This window comes from Humibacter ginsengiterrae, from assembly GCF_054780115.1.
The window spans coordinates 40,227-59,860 of record NZ_BAAGWY010000016.1; the positions used below are offsets into that span (position 1 = coordinate 40,227).

General features: G+C 67.9%; 21 protein-coding genes. 13 read left to right on the forward strand and 8 right to left on the reverse strand.

Annotation, left to right across the window (positions count from 1 at the left end):
• Window positions 1-126 precede the first annotated feature (126 nt).
• Window positions 127-378: a hypothetical protein gene (locus ACYVII_RS16280; RefSeq protein WP_460537017.1), complete on the forward strand. Its 252-nt coding sequence runs from the start codon at window positions 127-129 to the stop codon at window positions 376-378.
• An 88-nt stretch (window positions 379-466) separates the two neighbouring features.
• Here the strand turns inward: ACYVII_RS16280 and ACYVII_RS16285 are convergent, their stop codons facing one another.
• Both ACYVII_RS16285 and ACYVII_RS16290 read right to left on the reverse strand, forming a co-directional pair.
• The gene (locus ACYVII_RS16285) at window positions 467-1,096 is read right to left on the reverse strand and encodes a PadR family transcriptional regulator (RefSeq protein ID WP_460537019.1); all 630 of its coding nucleotides are present in this window, start codon (window positions 1,094-1,096) and stop codon (window positions 467-469) included.
• Window positions 1,093-1,947: a DUF4097 family beta strand repeat-containing protein gene (locus ACYVII_RS16290; RefSeq protein ID WP_460537021.1), complete on the reverse strand. Its 855-nt coding sequence runs from the start codon at window positions 1,945-1,947 to the stop codon at window positions 1,093-1,095. The genes ACYVII_RS16285 and ACYVII_RS16290 overlap by 4 nt, the downstream gene beginning before the upstream one ends.
• Before the next feature lie 143 nt (window positions 1,948-2,090).
• Here ACYVII_RS16290 and ACYVII_RS16295 point away from each other — a divergent pair, with 143 nt between their 5' ends.
• The 5 genes from ACYVII_RS16295 to ACYVII_RS16315 all read left to right on the forward strand — a co-directional run bounded on the left by ACYVII_RS16295 (window position 2,091) and on the right by ACYVII_RS16315 (window position 4,664).
• Window positions 2,091-2,444, forward strand: coding sequence for a VOC family protein (locus tag ACYVII_RS16295; RefSeq protein ID WP_460537024.1), 354 nt, complete (start codon window positions 2,091-2,093; stop codon window positions 2,442-2,444).
• 44 nt (window positions 2,445-2,488) lie between these two features.
• The gene (locus ACYVII_RS16300) at window positions 2,489-2,794 is read left to right on the forward strand and encodes an ArsR/SmtB family transcription factor (RefSeq protein ID WP_460537026.1); all 306 of its coding nucleotides are present in this window, start codon (window positions 2,489-2,491) and stop codon (window positions 2,792-2,794) included.
• Window positions 2,795-2,808: 14 nt separating this feature from the next.
• Window positions 2,809-3,387 carry an SRPBCC family protein gene (locus tag ACYVII_RS16305; protein WP_460537028.1) on the forward strand — a complete coding sequence of 193 codons (579 nt, stop codon included), beginning with the start codon at window positions 2,809-2,811 and terminating at the stop codon, window positions 3,385-3,387.
• A gap of 1 nt (window position 3,388) precedes the next feature.
• Window positions 3,389-3,745, forward strand: a complete 357-nt coding sequence (locus tag ACYVII_RS16310; RefSeq protein WP_460537030.1) for a hypothetical protein — start codon at window positions 3,389-3,391, stop codon at window positions 3,743-3,745.
• 130 nt (window positions 3,746-3,875) lie between these two features.
• Window positions 3,876-4,664 (forward strand): MerR family transcriptional regulator, encoded by a 789-nt coding sequence (locus ACYVII_RS16315; protein ID WP_460537032.1) that lies wholly within the window; start codon window positions 3,876-3,878, stop codon window positions 4,662-4,664.
• A gap of 134 nt (window positions 4,665-4,798) precedes the next feature.
• Here ACYVII_RS16315 and yczE read toward each other — a convergent pair whose 3' ends face one another.
• Window positions 4,799-5,701 carry a YczE/YyaS/YitT family protein gene (gene yczE, locus ACYVII_RS16320; RefSeq protein ID WP_460537034.1) on the reverse strand — a complete coding sequence of 301 codons (903 nt, stop codon included), beginning with the start codon at window positions 5,699-5,701 and terminating at the stop codon, window positions 4,799-4,801.
• Between the two features lie 62 nt (window positions 5,702-5,763).
• On the opposite strand from yczE, the gene yczR reads away from it, so the two are divergent.
• From yczR to ACYVII_RS16345, 5 genes are all read left to right on the forward strand, one after another.
• Window positions 5,764-7,194, forward strand: coding sequence for an aminotransferase-like domain-containing protein (gene yczR / locus ACYVII_RS16325; protein WP_460537036.1), 1,431 nt, complete (start codon window positions 5,764-5,766; stop codon window positions 7,192-7,194).
• Window positions 7,195-7,307: 113 nt separating this feature from the next.
• Window positions 7,308-10,709 carry an efflux RND transporter permease subunit gene (locus ACYVII_RS16330; protein ID WP_460537039.1) on the forward strand — a complete coding sequence of 1,134 codons (3,402 nt, stop codon included), beginning with the start codon at window positions 7,308-7,310 and terminating at the stop codon, window positions 10,707-10,709.
• 219 nt (window positions 10,710-10,928) lie between these two features.
• Complete coding sequence (locus ACYVII_RS16335; RefSeq protein WP_460537041.1) at window positions 10,929-11,309, forward strand: MmyB family transcriptional regulator; 381 nt, start codon at window positions 10,929-10,931, stop codon at window positions 11,307-11,309.
• Between the two features lie 218 nt (window positions 11,310-11,527).
• Window positions 11,528-11,740, forward strand: a complete 213-nt coding sequence (locus ACYVII_RS16340; RefSeq protein ID WP_460537043.1) for a hypothetical protein — start codon at window positions 11,528-11,530, stop codon at window positions 11,738-11,740.
• 302 nt (window positions 11,741-12,042) lie between these two features.
• Window positions 12,043-14,163 carry a DEAD/DEAH box helicase gene (locus ACYVII_RS16345; RefSeq protein WP_460537046.1) on the forward strand — a complete coding sequence of 707 codons (2,121 nt, stop codon included), beginning with the start codon at window positions 12,043-12,045 and terminating at the stop codon, window positions 14,161-14,163.
• Window positions 14,164-14,315: 152 nt separating this feature from the next.
• On the opposite strand, the gene ACYVII_RS16350 is transcribed toward ACYVII_RS16345, so the two are convergent.
• The 5 genes from ACYVII_RS16350 to ACYVII_RS16370 form a co-directional block, all read right to left on the reverse strand.
• Window positions 14,316-14,747, reverse strand: a complete 432-nt coding sequence (locus ACYVII_RS16350; protein ID WP_460537048.1) for a hypothetical protein — start codon at window positions 14,745-14,747, stop codon at window positions 14,316-14,318.
• Window positions 14,748-14,875: 128 nt separating this feature from the next.
• Window positions 14,876-15,694, reverse strand: coding sequence for an ABC transporter permease (locus ACYVII_RS16355; RefSeq protein ID WP_460537051.1), 819 nt, complete (start codon window positions 15,692-15,694; stop codon window positions 14,876-14,878).
• Complete coding sequence (locus ACYVII_RS16360) at window positions 15,691-16,593, reverse strand: ABC transporter ATP-binding protein (protein WP_460537053.1); 903 nt, start codon at window positions 16,591-16,593, stop codon at window positions 15,691-15,693. The genes ACYVII_RS16355 and ACYVII_RS16360 overlap by 4 nt, the downstream gene beginning before the upstream one ends.
• A 582-nt stretch (window positions 16,594-17,175) precedes the next feature.
• Window positions 17,176-17,778 carry an AAA family ATPase gene (locus ACYVII_RS16365; protein WP_460537056.1) on the reverse strand — a complete coding sequence of 201 codons (603 nt, stop codon included), beginning with the start codon at window positions 17,776-17,778 and terminating at the stop codon, window positions 17,176-17,178.
• A gap of 63 nt (window positions 17,779-17,841) precedes the next feature.
• Window positions 17,842-18,519 (reverse strand): ribonuclease FAU-1 family protein, encoded by a 678-nt coding sequence (locus ACYVII_RS16370; RefSeq protein ID WP_460537058.1) that lies wholly within the window; start codon window positions 18,517-18,519, stop codon window positions 17,842-17,844.
• Window positions 18,520-18,736: 217 nt separating this feature from the next.
• Here ACYVII_RS16370 and ACYVII_RS16375 point away from each other — a divergent pair, with 217 nt between their 5' ends.
• Window positions 18,737-18,883 carry a hypothetical protein gene (locus tag ACYVII_RS16375; RefSeq protein WP_460537060.1) on the forward strand — a complete coding sequence of 49 codons (147 nt, stop codon included), beginning with the start codon at window positions 18,737-18,739 and terminating at the stop codon, window positions 18,881-18,883.
• Between the two features lie 258 nt (window positions 18,884-19,141).
• On the forward strand, window positions 19,142-19,531 hold the full coding sequence (locus tag ACYVII_RS16380; protein ID WP_460537062.1) for an MmcQ/YjbR family DNA-binding protein: 390 nt from the start codon (window positions 19,142-19,144) through the stop codon (window positions 19,529-19,531).
• The last annotated feature ends 103 nt before the right edge of the window (window positions 19,532-19,634 follow it).

A 19,634-nucleotide genomic window follows, 5' to 3' on the forward strand; every position in this document is an offset into this window, starting at 1 on the left:
TAATGCCTGTCAAGTCGGTGCGTCATCCCGCGAAGCCAATGCCCAGCGTTATATCGGGAAGGCCTCGGATTCCGCATGTTCGCTGCGGTGGGGTGCATGCCGGGGCACCGGACCTACGCTGATGGCATGCCACGAAACAGAGGTGGCGCAACGATCCACAGGCACGGTCTGACACAGGCGGTCGAGTGGCTGGACGGCAAGCTGGTCCCGGTGCTGGGATCCGCCCCGCTCGGCCCCTACGACGCCCAGCCGCCGCTCAGCACAGCCTGCCCGCTCTGCGGGGAGGCTCTCGCCCGTCACGTCTCGGAGAAGGAGGAAGGGCACGTGTATCTGCACTGCCCCAACGGAACCGTGACAGAAACCGGGCGGGTGGCGTGAGCATCCGCGAGTCCGACCGCGCGTGAGCGCGACGCCGACCGAGTGACACGCCCGAGGCATCAGGGCCGCGGGCGCGTCGGGGCGCGCGTCAGCGCCCGAGGTGGCCGAGCAGTTCCGTACGCACGCGCGACAGGTTATCGCGCAGCGCGGCGATCGCCGCGGCGGGGATGCCGTCGCGCATGGATGCCTGTCGCAGATCCGCGCGCACCTGCTGGCGGAACTCGTTGAGCACGATCTCCGCCTCGCGGAGCGCGAGCCGCGACTCCGCGCGTGCGTCGGGCACGGCATCCTCCGGGCGCGCCTCACGGGCGAACTGCCTCGCGTCGGCCTTCGCCTCGCGTGCCGCGGCCGCGAGGTCGGCGCGCAGGCTCTTCATCGCCTGGTTGACGCCCGCGCGTACCTCGTCGGCCATGCGGCGCAGCGAGTCGGTCACCTCGTTCTCGATGTCGTCGAGCTCGGATGCCCGTGTGCGCAGCTCCTCGCGGCCCGCGTCGGTGATCGCGTACACCGTCTTGCGTCCGACCGAGGTCTTGGTGACCAGTCCTTCTTCTTCCAGCTTCGCCAGCCGCGGATAGATCGTGCCGGCGCTGGGGCTGTACGTGCCCCCGAACCGGTCGCTGAGCGCCTGGATCAGCTCGTAGCCGTGCTTCGGGGACTCGTCGAGCAGGCTGAGCAGGTACAGGCGCAGGCTGCCGTGGGAGAACACCGCGGGCGTCATGCGGCGCCGCCGGCGGCATCCGTCGTGCTCCGCGCCGAGTCGTCGGCACGCCTGCGGACCACGGAGATGTTGCCCGAGACGGAGCTGGCCGAGACGTCCAGCCACTTGCCCTCGAGATTGCCGGACTGACTCGTGTAGGTCTTGCCCATCGAGCCCTTGATCACGGTGGTGCCGTCGAGGTGCGCGATGCCGCTCACGGTGTTGATGCGATAACGGACACCGACGTTCTCGTCGAGACGCATCGTGAGGTCGCCGGACACGGAGTTCGTCTTCACCTCGAAGGGAACGTCGAAGAGGTCGAGGTAGATGTTGCCACTCACGCTGTCGGCGGAGAACTTGGTGACGCTTCCTGACACCGTGAGGTCGCCCGAGACTGTGTGCGCGGTGACTTCGCCGCGGTGGCCGCGGGCGGTGAGCTCGCCGCTGACGGTGTTGAGGTCGAGGTCGCCGACGATGCCGTCTGCCGTGATCTCGCCGCTGACCGTGTTGAGCTTCGGGTCGGTGACGAGCCCGCTGACGAGCGCGACGGCCGAGATCACGCCGAGCTTGAGCACCACGTCGCGCGGTACGAGCACCGTGACGTCGGCGGTCGCCTTGCCCCGCCAGGAGCGGAACACGTCGATGAAGTTGTCCCATCGCCACTGCGGGTGGTCGACCTCGAGCGTGTCGCCGTCGATCGAGATCAGCAGTTCCTTGCCGCTGACGCCGTTCACCTCGACGCGAGCGGTGGGCTCGTCGTGGCCTATGACGTCGACGCGCCCGCCGATCAGGCTCACCTTCAGTGTGCGCACGATCTCGAAGTCGATCGTCTTGCTCTCTCCCGGATTCACGATCCAGCGTTCCTGTGCCATGTCCAGTACCTTTCTCAAGTCGCGATATATCGCGAATGCTTGAGAACACGATATATCGCGTTTCACCGTCGCGCAAGCTCGGGTATTGACGGCATTAGTAGGCGTGCACTAACGTTAGCTAACGCTAACGAATGGAGAGGATCATGGGACAGCCGGTGGCGATGTTCGAGATCACCGCCCGCGACAGCGAGGCAGCGGTGAAGTTCTACAGCGAGTTGTTCGGCTGGACGACGCAGCCGGCCGAGGGCGGTGGGTATGCCCTGGTCGACACGGGCGGCGGCGAGGGCGCTATTCCGGGCGGCATCGGACAGCCGGAGCACGGCGACGTGCCGCGCACGACCGTGTACGTGCGGGTCGACGACCTGCAGGCCAGCCTCGACAAGGCCGTCGAGCTCGGCGGAAGCGTGCTCGTTCCGCCCACACAGCTGCCGGCCGACTATGGGTGGTTCGCGATCCTCGCCGACCCGGAGGGCACCCCGGTGGGCCTGTGGGCGTAGCGGCAGCGGCCGCCGCCTCGCCAGCTGACGATCAGGAATCCGCCGTGCTCCGGGCCGTCGCGGAGCCGCGACGACGCGCGATCCTGCGGCTCGTGGCATCCGAGGAGCTGAGCGCGGGCGAGATCGCGCGCACGTTCGACGTCTCGCGTCCGGCGGTCAGCCAGCACTTGACGGTGCTGAAGGATGCCGGACTGCTGGCCGAGCGCAGGGACGGCACGCGAAGGCTGTACCGCACCCGCGCGGAGGGGCTGGCCGGCCTGCGCCGGTTCCTCGACGAGCTGTGGGGTGCGGCTCTTGCAAACGCCGCACGCATCGCGGAGGCTGAGCCGGAGGAAGCGCCACGGAAATGACAGCAGGAGGCGCGATGAGCATCGAAGAGGATGTCCGCGACGGCACGGGAGTCGTCGTCGCGTTCGAGCGTCCACCGATTCGCACCAGCGTCGTCGTGCGGCGCGACCGGCCGGCCGTCTTCGACACCTTCGTGCGCACCATCGACCGTTGGTGGCCGTTGCGTCCGTTCTCCATGGGCGAGGATGCCGTCGCCTCGGTGACGTTCGAGCGTCGCGTGGGAGGCCGGGTCTACGAGACGTGGCACGACGGGACCGAGCGGGAGTGGGGCATCCTGCTGCACTGGGCGCCGCCGGAGCGCTTCGTGATGACGTGGAACGTGACTGGCGTGCCGACGGAGGTGGAGCTGCGGTTCACGGAGGAGGCATCCGATCGCACCCGCGTCGATCTCGAGCACCGCGGTTGGGAGATGCTCAGCGAGGAGCAGCTGCGGGAGGACTGCGCACTGCCCGGCGGGTACCGTGGCGGATCGTTCCAGCGGGGCTGGCGGATCATCCTCGCGCGGTTCGTCGAGGCGGCGGAAGGCGATGCTGAGAATGCGAGTGCGACGCCCTCCACGGCCGTGCGCGGCATCGACCCAGGCGAGGAGGCGTGACGTGGACGAGTACCTGAACCTGCGGCCCATCGACGATGACGAGATGCGGCACAACCTGTCGCTGACCAGGTCGTACACCGTCGTGCTGCTGCACACCGGGCCGCGCTACACCGAGCCCGGTGCGCGCGACATCATCTGGGAGCACGGGCGCCGCAACATGCAGCTGCGCGATGCGGGCATCCTGTGCGTGGTGCTCCCGATCCGCGACGATACCGAGCTCGCCGGAGTAGGCGTCTTCACCGGGAGCGTGGAGGAGACGCAGCGGATCATCGACGGCGATCCGGCGGTCCAGGCCGGAGTCCTCGTGGCCGAGGTGCATCCGGCCGCGGGCTTCCCGGGAGCGGCGCTCCCCGCCTGACGCGACGCCCCCCGAGAGTTCAAGTCGCGCAGATGGTCCTTATGGCGGGCTTATAAGGGCCATCTGCGCGACTTGAACTTCAGGGATCTCGCTTGACATTGACGTTGCGTCAACCTCTAGCGTCAGTGTCATGAGGAACGACACGGATGCCGCAGGCGCGGTCGCCGAGTTCGCCGAGCTCTCGATCCAGCAGCTGGCGCGCTTGGTCGGCACGACCAGTCGCACGCTGCGGCACTACGACGACATCGGCCTGCTCAAGCCCAGCAGCATCGGCAGCAACGGATACCGCTACTACGACGAGCGTTCGCTCGTGCGGCTGCAGCGCATCCTGCTGCTGCGGGAGCTCGGGCTGAGGCTGCCCGACATCGGCGCGGTGCTCGAGCGGGAGACCGACGAGGCGACCGCGCTGCGCCACCACCTGCGCTGGCTGAAAAGCGAGCAGGAGCGGCTGGCGCGGCAGGCGGCATCCGTGAAGTTCACCATCGACGCACTAGAGAGAGGAGAGGCGGTCATGGCCGAGAAGGCTTTCGATGGATTCGATCACACCCAGTACAAGCAGGAGGTCGAGGAGCGCTGGGGCAAGGACGCGTACGCGAAGAGCGACGCGTGGTGGCGCTCGAAGACCGACGAGGAGAAGCGCGCATTCCAGCAGCAGCACCTCGACATCGCGGCGGACTACGCGTCGGCGCGTGCCGACGGCGTCGACCCGGCGGATGACCGGGTGCAGCAGATCGTGCGGCGTCACGTGGACTGGCTGAACCTGTCCGCACCGGCGACCGGCGTCACGATCACGGCGCAGACGCTGCTCGGCTACGGCGACATGTACGTCGCCGACGACCGATTCGCCGCCAATTACGGCGGCACCGAGGGTGCGGAGTACGTGCGAGACGCGTTCCGGGTCTACGCCGACACGATGTAGTCAGCACCGTCCTTGCATGCCGCGACGGTCGGCCGTCGTTCCGCTGTCGCAAGCCGTCGTTCCGCTGTCGCAAATTGCGGGTGCGCCGCGGGCCAACCCACAATTTGTGACAGCGGAGCGAGCGTGTCACGACCTTAGTCGCGCGGGGCAAGGGCCCAGCGCTCGTGCGCGGGCTCGCGGCGGCGAGTGGCTGCGTCCGGTTCGACCAGGCGGTCGTGCAGGTCGCACCGCTCGCCGTCGACGGCTGTGGGGAGCGTGCTGGTCGTCGCACGCCCCGGGGTCGCGGCGGGCGCGCCGAACGCGACGGTCGCCCTCGTCAACGGTGCTTCATCGGAGGCGGCCACACCGGCCGCGGCGCGGGCATCCGCGCGCCGCAGCGCGAACAGCGGGATAGCGACATGCACAAGCGGGCCGATGCACAGCGCATACGCGAGCGTGCCCCAGCCGACGTTGCCGCCCAGCAGCCACCCGACGAGCAGAACCACGGCCTCGATTCCGCTGCGCACGAGCCAGATCGGTCGACCGGTGCGGGTGTTCAGGCCGGTCATCAGGCCATCGCGCGGACCCGGACCGAACTGTGCACCGATATAGAGGCCGGATGCCACGGCGATGAGCAGCAGGCCGCCCGCGAACAGAAGGATGCGCACCCAGAGCAGATCGGGCTGCGGAATGACCCAGAGTCCGAACTGCGCCGACGGCCCGACAAGCAGCACGTTCAACACCGTGCCGATGCCGGGGCGCTGGCGGAGCGGGATCCAGAACAGAAGAACGACGGCTCCGACGAGGTTCGTCACAAGGCCGAACGGGATTCCGGTGTGCTTCATGATGCCCTGCGAGAGCACGTCCCAGGGCTCGATGCCGATCGCGGCCTGCATCATCGCGGCGATGGCGATGCCGTACAGGAAGAGACCGGCGAGCAGCTGCGTGAACCGGCGAGCACGCGTCGCGGGACGAGTGCTCAGGGGCCGCAGACTCCATCGCCGCGTCCGGCTCCTTATCGCCGAGACGCCACCGGTCGTCGCGAGAATTGGCTGCATACAAAGAATCCAATCTCTGAAGCGACCTGTCTTTGTAGAGCCAATCCGGCTAAAGTGGCCTGATGGCATCGACGTCGATCGGCTCGCGGTCCCTGCTGGAACTACTCGGTGAGTGGCGCGCAGACGGACCGTCCTATGAGGCGCTGGCGGATCGCATCCGTCTGCTGGTCATCGACGGCCGGCTGCTCTCCGGCATCCGCCTGCCGGCCGAGCGCGAGCTCGCCGCGCAGTTGACGATCAGCCGCACCACGGTCACGGCCGCGTACCAGCGGCTCCGGGAACAGGGGTTCGCCACGAGCCGGCAAGGCTCGGGCACCCGCACGGCGCTTCCCGGCCGGGCGGCTTCGCCCACCGCTCCGGCTCAGGGCCTCCTGGACTTCACCAAGGCCGCGCTGCCGGCACCGTCGATGATGCCGGATGCCGTGCGCCGGGCATCCGAGCAGGTCGCGTCGCTGCTCGGCGACACCGGGTACGACACCGTGGGGCTTCCCGTGCTGCGCGAGGCGATCGCGCGACGGTACACCGAGCGTGGGCTCCCGACGGACGCGGACGAGGTGCTCGTCACCGTCGGCGCGCAGCAGGCGATCGCGCTGATCGCGCGCGCACTGGTCAGCCGCGGCGACCGGGCGCTGATCGAGGTGCCGACGTATCCACACGCGTACGACGCGATCGGTGCAGCGGGCGCACGCATCGTGACAACGCCGGTCTCCGTCGAGTCGCGAGACGGCTGGGACGTGGAGACGTTCGAGTCCGTGCTGCGGCGCACGAGCCCTTCGGTGGCGTACGTGATGCCGGACTTCCAGAACCCGACGGGGCGCTCGATGACGGCATCCGTTCGCCGCCGCGTGCTCGATGCGGCCGCTGCGCAGGGCACAGTGGTGGTGGCGGATGAGACGCCCGCGGAACTCGACATCGACCGGCCGCGGACCTACCCGCCGCTGGCCGCCTCCGCGAATGGCGCGCGTGTGATCACGATCGGCTCGGCCAGCAAGACGATGTGGGGCGGGCTGCGGATCGGCTGGGTGCGCGCGGACCGGCAGACCGTGCGGCGGCTGCACGCCGTGCGCGCCAACATGGACCTCGGCACGCCCGTTCTCGAGCAGCTCGTCGTCGCCGCCCTGTTCGAGAGCTACGACATCGTGCTGGCCGAGCGGCGCCTGGCGCTCGCCGCTGGACGGTCGGCGATCGAGCGGGTCGTGCCCGATGCGTTCGGCGAGTGGAACGTGCCGCACGTGCACGGCGGCCTCGCGGCGTGGGTCAATATCGGTGCACCGGTCAGCTCTCAGCTCGCCTTGGCCGCCCGCAGCGAGGGCCTGCTGATCACCGCGGGTCCACGGTTCGGAGTGGACGGCGCGTTCGAGCGGTTCCTGCGCCTACCGCTGACATACGACGAGTCGCAGGTCGAGCGCGCCGTCTCGGCGCTGCAGCGGGCGTGGCGGACGGCATCCAGGCATCCGCTGCCCGAACCGGGGGTGCTCGCCGCCGTCGTCTGAGGGGTAGTTGACGGCGGTCAACCGTCCAGAGTGGGGTGCGATAATCGCCCGGTCGGCGGCGCTGCCGAGATTCTCAACTCGCCCTGCTTCACATCAGACCTAAGGATCCGTACGTGCACTCCCTCGCCGTACTGAGCATGAAGAACCGTGCTCTCATCGGGCTCGCAACGCTCGTGGTCGTCGTGTTCGGTTTCATCGGTCTGTCGAACCTCAAGCAGGAGCTGACGCCGTCGATCGACTTCCCCGAATTGGTCATCGTGACCAACTACCCGGGGGCATCCCCGCAGGTCGTCGAGAACGACGTGAGCACGCCGATCGAGTCCGCCATTCAGAACGTGCCGAACCTCGACAGCACGTCGGCGGTGAGCAGCACGAACCAGTCGCTCATCACGGCGAAGTTCACCTACGGATCCGACCTCGACACGGCCGAGCAGAAGATCAATCAGGCCATCGGCAACATCTCGTCTCGGTTGCCGTCGAACGTCAAACCGCAGGTGTTCGCCGGGAGCATCTCCGATCTGCCCATCATCGAGATGGCGGTCACGAGCGACGAGAACGAGAAGCAGCTCGCCGCCGACATCAAACGGCTCGTGCTGCCCGAGATCACGAAGATGGATGGCGTCGCCTCCGCCCAGCTGATCGGCGCCGTCGGGCAGCGGGTCACCATCACACCCGACCCCGCGAAGCTCGCGGCGGCGGGGGCGAGCGTGCAGTCCATTCAGACCGCTCTGCAGCAGAGTGGTGTGCTGATCGGCGCGGGATCCATCACCGCAGACGGCAAGACCCTGTCGGTGCAGGCCGGGTCGACGCTCTCGTCGGTCGACCAGATCGCCGCGCTGCCGCTCGTGTCGACCGGGTCGGCATCCGCGGAATCGTCCGCGGCGGGCTCCGCGGCAGGCTCGGCCACCGGTGCATCCTCGCCGGGCTCGGCCACAAGTGGTGCATCCGCGGCCCAGAAGCAGGCAGCAACGCGGGCAGCCCAAACGCCGGTCGTGCACACGATCGGCGACGTCGCGACGGTCGCCATCACCGACGACCCCACCTCCTCCATCTCGCGCGTGAACGGCAAGCCCGCTCTCACGATCGCCGTCACGAAGACTCCGACGGCGAACACGGTTCAGGTGTCGAGCGAGGTCAAGAAGCAGACGTCGGCCTTCGAGAGCGCGCTCGGCCACAACGCGAAGTTCACGTCGGTGTTCGATCAGGCGCCGTTCATCCAGCAGTCCATCAACTCGCTCGCCGAAGAGGGCGCGCTCGGTCTGCTGTTCGCCGTGGTGATCATCCTGATCTTTCTGCTCTCGCTCAGGTCGACGATCGTCACGTTCATCTCGATTCCCACCTCGGTGCTCATCACGTTCATCTGCATGTGGGCCGGCGGTTACACGTTGAACATCATCACGCTCGGCGGCCTCACCATCGCGATCGGACGGGTGGTGGATGACTCCATCGTCGTCATCGAGAACATCAAGCGGCACATTGTGCCCGGCATCGACCGGGCGAAGGCGATCATCGCCGCCGTTCGCGAGGTGGCCGGCGCCGTGACCGCCTCGACCCTGACGACGGTCGCCGTGTTCCTGCCGATCGCGTTCGTCGGCGACGTGACGGGGGAGCTGTTCCGGCCCTTCGCCGTGACGGTGACGATCGCCCTGCTCTCCTCGCTGCTCGTCGCTCTCACGATCGTTCCCGTGCTCGCGTACTGGTGGGTGCGTCCGCCGAGCCCGGCGAAGCTGCAGAAGCGCGCCGAGAAGCAGGCGGCGAAGGCGCGGCGCACGGCTGCGAAGAAGGATGCGGAGCTCACGGCGGAGCAGCAGGCCGAGTTCGCTGCAGATGACGAGGCGGCTCACCTGTCGATCGCGGAAGCCGTGGCGAGCGGACACGACGAGCTCGAGCATCCGTCCCGCCTGCAGCGCGGATACCTGCCGATCATCAACTTCACGCTCAAGCACTCCGCGGTGACGATCATCATCGCCGTCCTTGTGCTGGGCGGCACGCTCGCGCTCGCGCCGCTGATGAAGACCAACTTCCTCGGCTCCAGCGGGCAGAACACGCTCTCCGTCACGCAGAGGTTCGAGCCCGGAACGAGCCTGCAGGCGGAGGACGATGCCGCGACCGTCGTGGAGAAGAAGCTGAGGAGCATCCACGGCATCAAGACCGTTCAGCTGTCCGTCGGCACCTCCGGGAGTGCGCTGGCGGATGCCTTCGGCGGCGGGGGCGCCAACACCGCAACGTTCTCGATCACCACCGACCAGGACGCCCTGCAGACGACGGTGCAGAACCAGCTGAAGAACCTCGATGTGCCCGGAGACCTGAAGGTGTCCGCGAGTGCCGGCTTCGGCGGTTCCAGCAACCTCGAGGTCGACATCTCGGCGTCGAATCAGGGGGATCTGCGCACGGCCACCGATTCGGTCGTGAGCCAGCTGGACAAGCTGAGTTCGGTGAACCAGGTGACGAGCAATCTCGCCTCCACACTGCCGTACATCGCCGTGACGGTGAACCGCACGACGGCGGCCGAGTACGGTCTCAGCGAGGTGGCGGTGGGTACGCAGGTGTCGCAGGCCATGCAGCCCACGCAGGCCGGCACCGTCTCGATCGACGACACCTCGCTCACCATCTACATCGCCGACAAGAATCAGCCGATGACGGTCGACGAGCTGAAGGCTCTGCCGATCCAGACGGTGCGCGGGCCGCAGCCGCTGTCGACACTGGCCGACGTGCACGACGCGAAGGGCCCTGCCACCGTCACCACGCAGAAGGGCCTGCAGACCGCCACCGTCACCGCGAACCCGGTCGGCGACGACCTCACCACCGCCAACACGCAGGTGGCGCAGGCGCTGAAGAAGGCGGACCTGCCGAGCGGTGCATCCGCAACCATCGGCGGCGTCACGGCGAACCAGGGAAGCGCGTTCTCACAGCTGGGGCTCGCGATGCTGGCGGCCATCCTGATCGTCTACGTCGTCATGGTCGCCACGTTCAAGTCGCTGCGCCAGCCGTTGCTGTTGCTCGTCTCGATCCCGTTCGCCGCGACCGGGGCCATCGGCCTGCAGCTGCTCTCCGGTGTGCCGCTGGGCGTGGCATCCCTCATCGGCATGCTCATGCTGATCGGCATCGTGGTCACGAACGCCATCGTGCTCATCGACCTGGTGAACCAGTACCGCAACAGGGGTCTCTCGGTTCCCGAAGCGGTGCGGCACGGGGCATCCCGCCGGTTGCGGCCGATCCTGATGACGGCGCTCGCGACGATCTTCGCGCTGCTGCCGATGGCGCTCGGCGTCACCGGTCACGGCGGGTTCATCTCGCAACCGCTCGCGATCATCGTGATCGGCGGGCTGGTCTCGTCCACGCTGCTCACGCTCGTCGTGCTGCCCACGCTGTACAACCTCGTGGAGGGCGCCCGCGAACGGCGCCGGGCCCGCCGGGCGGCGAAGCGCGGAGCAGCGGATGCCGATGGGCACGAGCCGCCGGCCGCGCCCGACGCCGCACCGGAGCCGCCCAGCGAGCTGCAGCCCGCCCGGTAGCGACAGCACTAGCTCTTCACGTCGCAATTTCTGTCGACCGGCCGACCGAAGGGTGGCATCCTTTCTCATTCAGGTCGCAGTTTTTGTCGTACGGACGCCCTGGAAGCGACAGAAACTGCGACCTGAAGACGGGGTGGCGGCGTGGAACCGGGTAGTGACGGGTCCTCCCTCGCGCGCCGGACGCCGGGTAGCGTCGGATGAACGGACAACCGCAGCGAGGTGCGCGAGTTCCTCACCAGCAGACGCGGCCCATCATCCGCTCGCCGTGCGTCCGCCCCGCTGCGGCCGAGCATGCAGCGAGTGCTCGTCGACCTCGTGGGCGAGTTGTCGACGCAGTCGGAACGGTTCCACACGCTCTGGGGTGCGCACAACGTGCGCCACCACCGCACGGGCGTGAAGCGCCTGCACCATCCGATCGTCGGCGACCTCGAGCTGACGTACGAGGCGCTCGAGTTGCCCGCCGATGTGGGGCTCACCATGTCGACGTACACGGCCGAGCCCGGGTCGTCGTCCGCCGATGCGATCGTGCTGCTGGCGAGCTGGGCGGCGACCGCCGAGCTGCCTGCGCCGCACCAGGAGACAGCACCCGCCCGGCCGTGACGGCGCTCCCACTGTGTGACCGCGGCAGCGCCCGTGGCTCGCCCGCCGCCACTGTTCGTAACTCCTGCAGCGTGTAACACACGAACGCCGGCTGCCGCGGCGGGCCGGTAGAGGGCCGCGCACCCCGCAGCCATCTGCAGGAGTTATGGACGCGGGTCGACGTTCACCGCGCGCGGCGTTCTCCGTGATCGGCGTCGCCGGATGGCGAGAATGGGCTCATGACGCCAGAGCCGTCGCGCGCGCCAGAGCCCTCGCGCGCATCTGGCCCCTCGCGCGCGGCAGGGCGCCTCAGCCGCATCGCCGTCGTGCTCGCCTCTGCGGTGCTCGGGTACGTCGCACCGGTGATCGTGCAGCTGGTGGTCGTGGTCGTCATCGTCGTGCTGATGCTCGTGGCCGAGCGGTGGGCCACGGTCCGGCCCGCCCGGGCCTGACGATCTGCGACCGCATGTGACTCACGGCGCCCAGCAGAATGTCAGTCGGGCATCCGGTAGACTGTCGCAGTCGGCTCTGGACACCGCGCACTCGCGCGGATGGGTTTGTAAGTCTTGTGGGCCGGTTCCGCCTGGTGCGAAGAGCACCTATCGCGTCGATGCACGCCGCGGCGGATGGCCCTGTATGGAACGGTCCTCATCGAGGCGGCGATTTACGCCGCCTGCCCGAGGTTCTGCAAGGACGCGACGACTTGTCGCGGGTTCTGCCCTGCACACTCGAGAACAACCCAGAAGAATCCTTGATGCCCAAGAACAAGAAGCCTGCCGGTCGACCGAACTACGACCCGGACTACGCCAAGAAGTCGAGCGGCCACAAGTCGTTCGGCGCAAAGTCCGGCTCCAAGCCGGGCAGCCGCAGCGCCGGCCACCGCGGCTACCGTCCGGATGAGGCGGATGCCCCGAAGAAGCGTCGCTGGACCGCCGACGAGCGCGCCGCTCGCGGCCACGCCGCCGAGCGTCCACGTGGAGCTGGCGACGACCGCCGTCGCGACGACGCCGAGTACTCGCGTCCGTCGCGCGGCAACGCGAGCGGATACCGCGATCGCCGTGATGACCGCCCCGCACGGGATGACCGCCCGCGCTACGACCGCGGAGCACGTGACGAGCGTCGTTCCGGCGGCGATGAGCGCCCGCGCCGCGACTTCGACCGTCCGCGTCGCTTCGACGACGACCGCGCAGCGCGCCGTCATGACGATGGCCGGCCCGCGCGTCGCTCCGACGGGGACCGCCGCTTCCACGACGAGCGGCCCGCTCGCCGTTTCCACGACGACGAGCGCCCTGCTCGCCGATACGACGATGACCGGCCCGCGCGCCGCTTCGACGACAATCGCCCGGTGCGTCCTTACGGCGACGACCGCCCGCGTCGCTCGTTCAATGACAGTGACCGTCGCTCTGACGACCGACCGCGCCGCCGTTCCGACGACGACCGTCCCCGCCGTTCCTTCGACGGTGACCGCGCCCGCCGTTCCTTCGATGACGACCGTCCGCGTCGCTCGTTCGACGACCGCGCCGATCGCCGCCCCGCGCGTCACGACGACGCTCCTCGCGAGCGCCGCGACTCCGACTTCTACCCGAAGCGCGACGAGCGTGTCTCGCACACGTCGAACGACGATGTCGTGCTCGAGAGGCTGCAGGCCGAGGCGATCGAGGCATCCGATGTCGAGGGCGTCACGTTCGGCGATCTCGGCCTCGGCGGAAACATCGTGCGCGTTCTCGCCGAGCTCGGCGCGCCGAGCCCGTTCCCGATCCAGGCGGCCACGATCCCCGAGGTGCTTGCCGGCCGTGACGTGCTCGGCCGCGGCCGCACTGGCAGCGGCAAGACCATCGCGTTCGCAGCCCCGCTTGTCGAGAGGCTGATGCAACTCTGGGCCGAATCCGGCCGGGGCACCGGCAAGCGCACCATGGGTCGCTCTCCGCGAGCGCTCATCATGGCGCCCACCCGCGAGCTCGCGCTGCAGATCGACCGCACGGTGCAGCCGATCGCCCGCAGCGTCGGCCTCTTCACCACGCAGATCTACGGCGGCGTCCCGCAGGCTCGCCAGGTGGGTGCGCTGCGTCGCGGCGTCGACATCGTGATCGGCACCCCGGGCCGCATCGAGGACCTCATCGAGCAGGGCCACCTCGACCTCAGCGAGGTCGTCATCACCGTGCTCGACGAAGCCGACCACATGTGCGACCTGGGCTTTCTCGAGCCGGTGCAGCGGATCATCCGTCGCACCTCGGATGGTGGCCAGAAGCTGCTGTTCTCGGCCACGCTCGACAGCGGCGTCGCCTCGCTCGTCGACGAGTTCCTCGTCGACCCCGCGGTGCACGAGGTGGCGGGTGAGGACCAGGCGTCCGGCACCATCGACCACCGCGTGTTCGTGATCGAGCACCGGGAGAAGGGCCAGATCGTCGAGCAGCTCGCCGACCGCGACGGCAAGACGCTGATCTTCGCCCGCACCCGCGCGTTCGCCGAGCAGCTGGCCGACCAGCTCGACGACGCAGGCATCCCCGCGGTGTCGCTGCACGGAGACCTGAGCCAGTCCCGGCGCCAGCGCAACCTCGACAAGCTGTCGAACGGTCGCGTCTCGGTGCTGGTGGCGACGGATGTCGCGGCGCGCGGCATCCACGTCGACGACATCGATCTGGTGATCCAGGCGGATGCCCCCGACGAGTACAAGACGTATCTGCACCGGTCCGGCCGCACGGGTCGCGCCGGGAAGCCCGGCACGGTTGTGACGCTGATCCCGCGTCAGCGCCGCCGTCGCATGACGGAACTGCTGGGTCGCGCGGAGATCGAGGCGGCCTTCGAAGAGGTTGCGGCCGGCGACTCGCGCATCAGCGACGTCGTTGTGGCGGCAACCGAGGCACCCGTCGCCTGACGCGCCTCGCTGATCGGTTCATAACTCCTGCAGCCGTGGTCGGCTGTTCGCCCTCCGGCCCGCGTCTTCAGGCCCGGCGAGCCCCGGCCCACGGTTTTGCAGGAGTTATGAACGCGAGGGTCATGAGGCCTCGACTCGCCGGCCGGGCGACGTCAGTGGACGGTGGATGCTCGCTGCCGGAGCAGCGCGCCCGCGCCGATTGCGACGTAGAGGGCCGCCGCCACGACGAATCCGACCGACATGAGGAAGGACAGCCAGCCGTTGCCCGTCATCATCGTCCCCACGCCAGCCAGGAACGTGAGGATGATCACGATGAACGCCCACAGTGCCGAACGCACGCCCGCTCCTTCCGCTCGGGCGGCCATCCAGACCCGCACCGACACGACGATGAGGCCGATGCCCACGAGTGCGTGCAGTCCCAGGACGATGCCGGCGACGGCGGTCCCGGCGCCGGAGTTCTCTTCGGGACTGCCGATGAGGTTGGCGGCCATGCCGAGCAGGAACTGCAGCCCCAGCGCGAAGAGCGCCTCCCGGGATCGGCGGGTCAGCTTCTCCGCGCTGCTTCTCCGCGTTTGCGTTGACATCGGCGTCTCCTCTCGGCCGATCCGTTCGGCTCGCAACGCCATTCTGTTCACGGCCGGTGCCCGCTGTCATGAGGCGACGGGAGTATCGCCGGTACTCTCCGCGGAGTAGATCCGCCGGCGTCGCGGGCTCAGGTCACGTCACGGCGCCAGGTGGTCAACCAGCCGAGCACGCTGAACAGCACGGCGTATCCGACGAGCACGAGACCGCCCTGCCACCAGTCCAGGATGGCGGAGCCGGGGGTGGAGACCGTGAAGAAGCTCGCTCCGACCAGGCCGTCGCTCGCGGTGCCCGGGAGAAACTTCGTGACGGATCCCGCGGCATCCGAGAAGCTGCCGGCCAGCCGCAGCAGCGGCTCCAGGAACTGCGTGAACGCGAGGATGATGACGATCACTGCGGCCTGATTCGGCACCACCACGCCGAGCCCGACGCCGATCACGGCCCAGAGCGCCATAGCGATGAGCGCCCGGCCGAACAGCGCCCACGTGTCGCTGTCGCCGAGCATTGTGTCGACGCCGGTCGCGGAGAGGGCGATGGCACCTCCGCCGACGGAGGCGATCAGTGCGATCACCCCGTACATCCCGCCCATCACGAGCGAGCTGACCGACTTGGCGCCGAGCACCCGACCGCGGTGCGGGTTGGCCAGGAACGTCGGCGTCAGGGTCTGGTGGCGGAACTCGCCCGTGGTGGCGAGGGCGCCGAGCAGCACGGGGAAGACGTAGCCGACCGAGGTGGCGAAGCTGTAGATGAGCGGCGCAAGGTGACCGAAGTGCGGCGTCTGGCCATTCGCGGTGTGCAGGTGACCTGTCGACAGTGCCGCGAACAGGGTGCCCAGCCCGCCTGCGATCAGAGCGACGTACCCGAACAGCACGATCGCCAGCACCCACCACATGCGTGTGGTGAGGAACTTCGTGAACTCGGATCGGATGCCTGCGATGAAGCCGTTCACAGCGAGTCCCCTTCTCCGACCAGCGAGAGGAAGACATCCTCCAAGCCCGATCTCTGCCGTTGAAGCGCGCTCAGTTCGACGCCCGCGGCGAAGGCGATGTGACCGATTTGTGCGGCCTCGGTGCCGTGCACCACGAGCCCGCTGCGCACGACCTCGAACTCGAGACCCGCGGATGCCAGTGCCCGGGAGAGCGCGTCGCGGTCGGGGGAGTCGACGAGCACCGAGATGTGGTCGCCCGCCTCGAGGCTCTCCAGCGTGCCGCGGTGCACGAGCTCGCCCTTGGCGATGATCACGACCTCGTCGACGCTCTGCTGCACCTCGCTGAGCAGGTGCGACGAGACGAGAACGGTGCGGCCTTCGGCGGCGAGTTCGCGCAGGAACAGCCGGATCCACTTGATGCCCTCGGGGTCGAGCCCGTTGATCGGCTCGTCGAGCACGAGCACGCCTGGATTTCCGAGCAGCGTGAATGCGAGGCCAAGGCGTTGGCGCATCCCCATGGAGTAGCCGCCGACGCGGCGGTCGGCGTACTCGGTGAGCCCGACCAGATTCAGCACCTCGGTTACGCGACCGCGGTCGATGCGAGCCGCCTGCGCGTAGAGCAACAGGTGGTTGCGGGCTGTGCGGCCGGGGTGGAAGCTCGCCGCCTCGAGCGATGCCCCGACCGTCGTGAGCGGTGATGCGAGATCGTGATACCTGACGCCGTCGAACGTCGCCGTGCCGCTCGTCGGCGAGACGAGCCCGAGCAACATGCGCAGCGTCGTCGTCTTGCCGGCGCCGTTCGGGCCGAGGAACCCGGTGACACGGCCGGGCTCGACCGTGAAGCTCAGATTCGAGACCGCGGTGACATTCCCGAAGCGTTTGGTGATGCCGTCGATCTGGATCGGGATGCCGGTGGACATCGAAGACCCCCTTCGCCACGTGCGGGGACGTGGAGCGAGCACGGAGCGCCGGCGGTGCCCGAGCGGCTGAGGCGCACCATTAGTGAACGTACCGGTCTAGGGTTCGTGTGTCGAGGGTGGGGTTCGTCGCTGTACGGCCGATGCGGCGGGCCCAGTGGTAAGGCTCCGACAAGGCGGGTCGATCCCGCGTCGGACCTGTGGATTGGGTGGATGCCGAACGGTGAGTGCTGCTGCTCGTTCGTCGAACCGCGATCCCGCACGACCGCGTGCTGAACGTGTTGCAGTTAGGCCCTGCGGGATTCAGTCGGTCGGCGCGATACCCGATTGAAGGTGTTCGCTGATGTATCTGTCGCTGTCCTCGCCTGCAACCGTGCGGCTCCTGCCCGCAGCGGGGTCGGCTTGTGGGCACACAGAGCGGCCGGCGTGCCGGAGAGAAGTTCGTGCCCCATTTCCCGTCGCCGATCCATGTCCGGCCATCGAAGTGAACCTTGAACGAGCGGTGCATTTGGGTCGGCAGGGCGCTGGTTATATCGGCTCTCGCTCTGCTTGCGTGCCAGGCTGATGATGCATGCGGCGTAGGGGTCACACGATGATCTGTCCGAGTTGCGCCAGCGCGTCATCAACAGCTTCGACCGCTCGCGTGTCGCAGCTGATCACCGACCCTCGCAGGTCGAGCACCTCAGCGCGCCCATCTGCCAGGCTGGCGCGGAAGCCGTCGATGCGCTCGTTGTCGGCATGTCCAGGATGCCGAAGACCGTCTCGCTCGCGCTGAGTGAACCTGCGCACTAGTTCGTCATCGGAGGCTGTGCAGTGCACTTGGATCGCCGTGAACCCGTACTTCTCCTGCCAGGCTTGAAACTTCGCGCTCTCAATCGCAGCGTTGTACGCAGCGTCGATGATGAATGACGAGCCGGTGCGAAGCTGCAATTCGATGATGTAGTCCAGCAGAGCGAAGCTGGCGCTGCCGAGCCGCTCCGACCACGCCTGGTCTCCGACGCCGAGTAGGTCGAAAAGGAGCTCCTTCACTGCGTCCTTAGCCACGATGGGAAGGCCCCATCGCTCTGCGACGAGCTCACTTATGGTGCTCTTTCCCGATGCTGGACGCCCGACGACAAGGACCACAACCCGGTCGACCGGCCTGGCGGTTTTTGAATGCACGGGTCCTCCAAGTCGGTCCACCAACATGTGCGCCAAGAGCCTCGGCAGTAGGTTGTCCGAACTGCCGGAACGCCCCGCCCGAGGAATCTCTTAGCGGAGCACGTTCCATTCTGCTGGCATCGTTGCTGCAGGCCAGGTCGGATCAGGAATCCACTGCGACCAGTCAGCGTCGAAGGGGAAGCCGCGCGCCTGCGCAATCCTGGTTGCCTCGTTACCAGCGCCCTCGATGATCGAACGCATCCACTGCGGCCAGTGTCCAGTTTGAGCGTAGAAGGCGAGTTCATCCTCGTCCTTGTACCGGACGGACCAGGCTCCGTCCGCACCGGTCGAGGCCACCACATCGAGGGTCCAGTCCTGGGTATCGAAGCCGACAATAGTCCGCGACCACGGACGTTCGAGGTTCACGTACCAGTCTGGAAGCCAGTCTGATCCGTCGTGCCATCGCCAGACCGACCATCGCGAGCCCTTCGGGTGCACGCGCACAACGGGCGCTCCGAACCACTCGGCCTCGACGTACGACCCATCCCAGTTCTCAGGCAAAACGAGCCTGCCGTTCGGGCCGCTTCCGTTGCCGGCTCGTCGCCGCACTTCGGATCCGGGCACCGTGGCCACCACGGCGAGTTCACCGTCGTCGATGAGAACGCGTCCCGCAACGGCGAAACCGACAGCCTCACCGTGCGCGCCGAAGGTGTTCACGCTGCGGAGCACGACACTATCGCCGGTGCGGAATGGTTCGGTCTGGGTGTCGATCGGGCCCGCGATATCCATCCATTGATGCTTCCACTTCGCATCTCCCGCGGAGCCAAGCACGCGCCACCAGCGTCGATCATCCCCAGAGCGGGCGGTGTGACAGCTGCGGCCCCGTCTGAATCGACACGCGATACCTGAGCGGGACTCGTTCGTGGACCACGCCAGGTTGACGCTTCATCGCACGTAAGAGCATCGTTCAAAGTTCTTCCGTCGTCAGCCGCGTTGGAGGGATTCGGTGAAGATCTGGACATACGTGCGCGACACGCACCGGCAGCTGCTGGCCCGCTCGACAGCGGGGCGTGCGTGCTGGCGTCGCTGGTCGCTGAGCCGCTCGTCGCAGGCGTTGGCTCCCTCGATCCGGATTATCGAGTCCTGGCTCTGAAAGATCGCCTCGATCAGAACGTCAGCCCGCAGCAGGAATTATCGCGACGGCGAAGAACCAAGGACGGAAGTTCGGGGTCGCGGCCATCGTTGTTGCCAGCGTCGCGCCCATCCTCAGCGTGATTGTCTTAACGGTCGGCGGCAGCATCGCCGGAACTCGCATTACTCGATAGCGTGGGCGAAACCACGCCCGCCCGGTCAAGGATCGCTGACTGATGCGCCGTGTTTCGGTGTCGGTGGCACGGAATATCTTCGGACGATGGCCGATCTCGACGATCTGCGCCGCACTGCTGTTGGGTTGCCTGGTAGTGAGGAGCGCGCGACGACAGGCGGCGCTGCTTGGTTCGTGCGCGGCAAGCTGTATGCGTGGGAGTGCCATCCTTGGCCCAGCGTCCCCGTAGACATGCGCGAGATCGTCGCGTCCGAACTTGTCGTCGGCGTGAAGGTCGCCGACAGCCTGGACGCGCTCGCCCTTATCGAGATGGCGCCCACGGTGTTTCTGCGCACCACAACGCCCTGGGGACAACCGAAGGTCGCGTTCCGCATGGCCGGCATCGACCAGGACCATCTTGCCGAGCTCGTGACGGAGGCGTGGCGTGTTCAGGCTCCAAAGTATTTGCGGCGTGAGTTCGACGACATCGGCCATTAGACGACGAATCGGACAAGGAACGCCCCGCTGTGCCCCCCCGGTGGCGTGGCTAGATTGCCCCGACGATCCTGCCCGCAGGCGAATCGTTCAGTGGGCGTTGCGT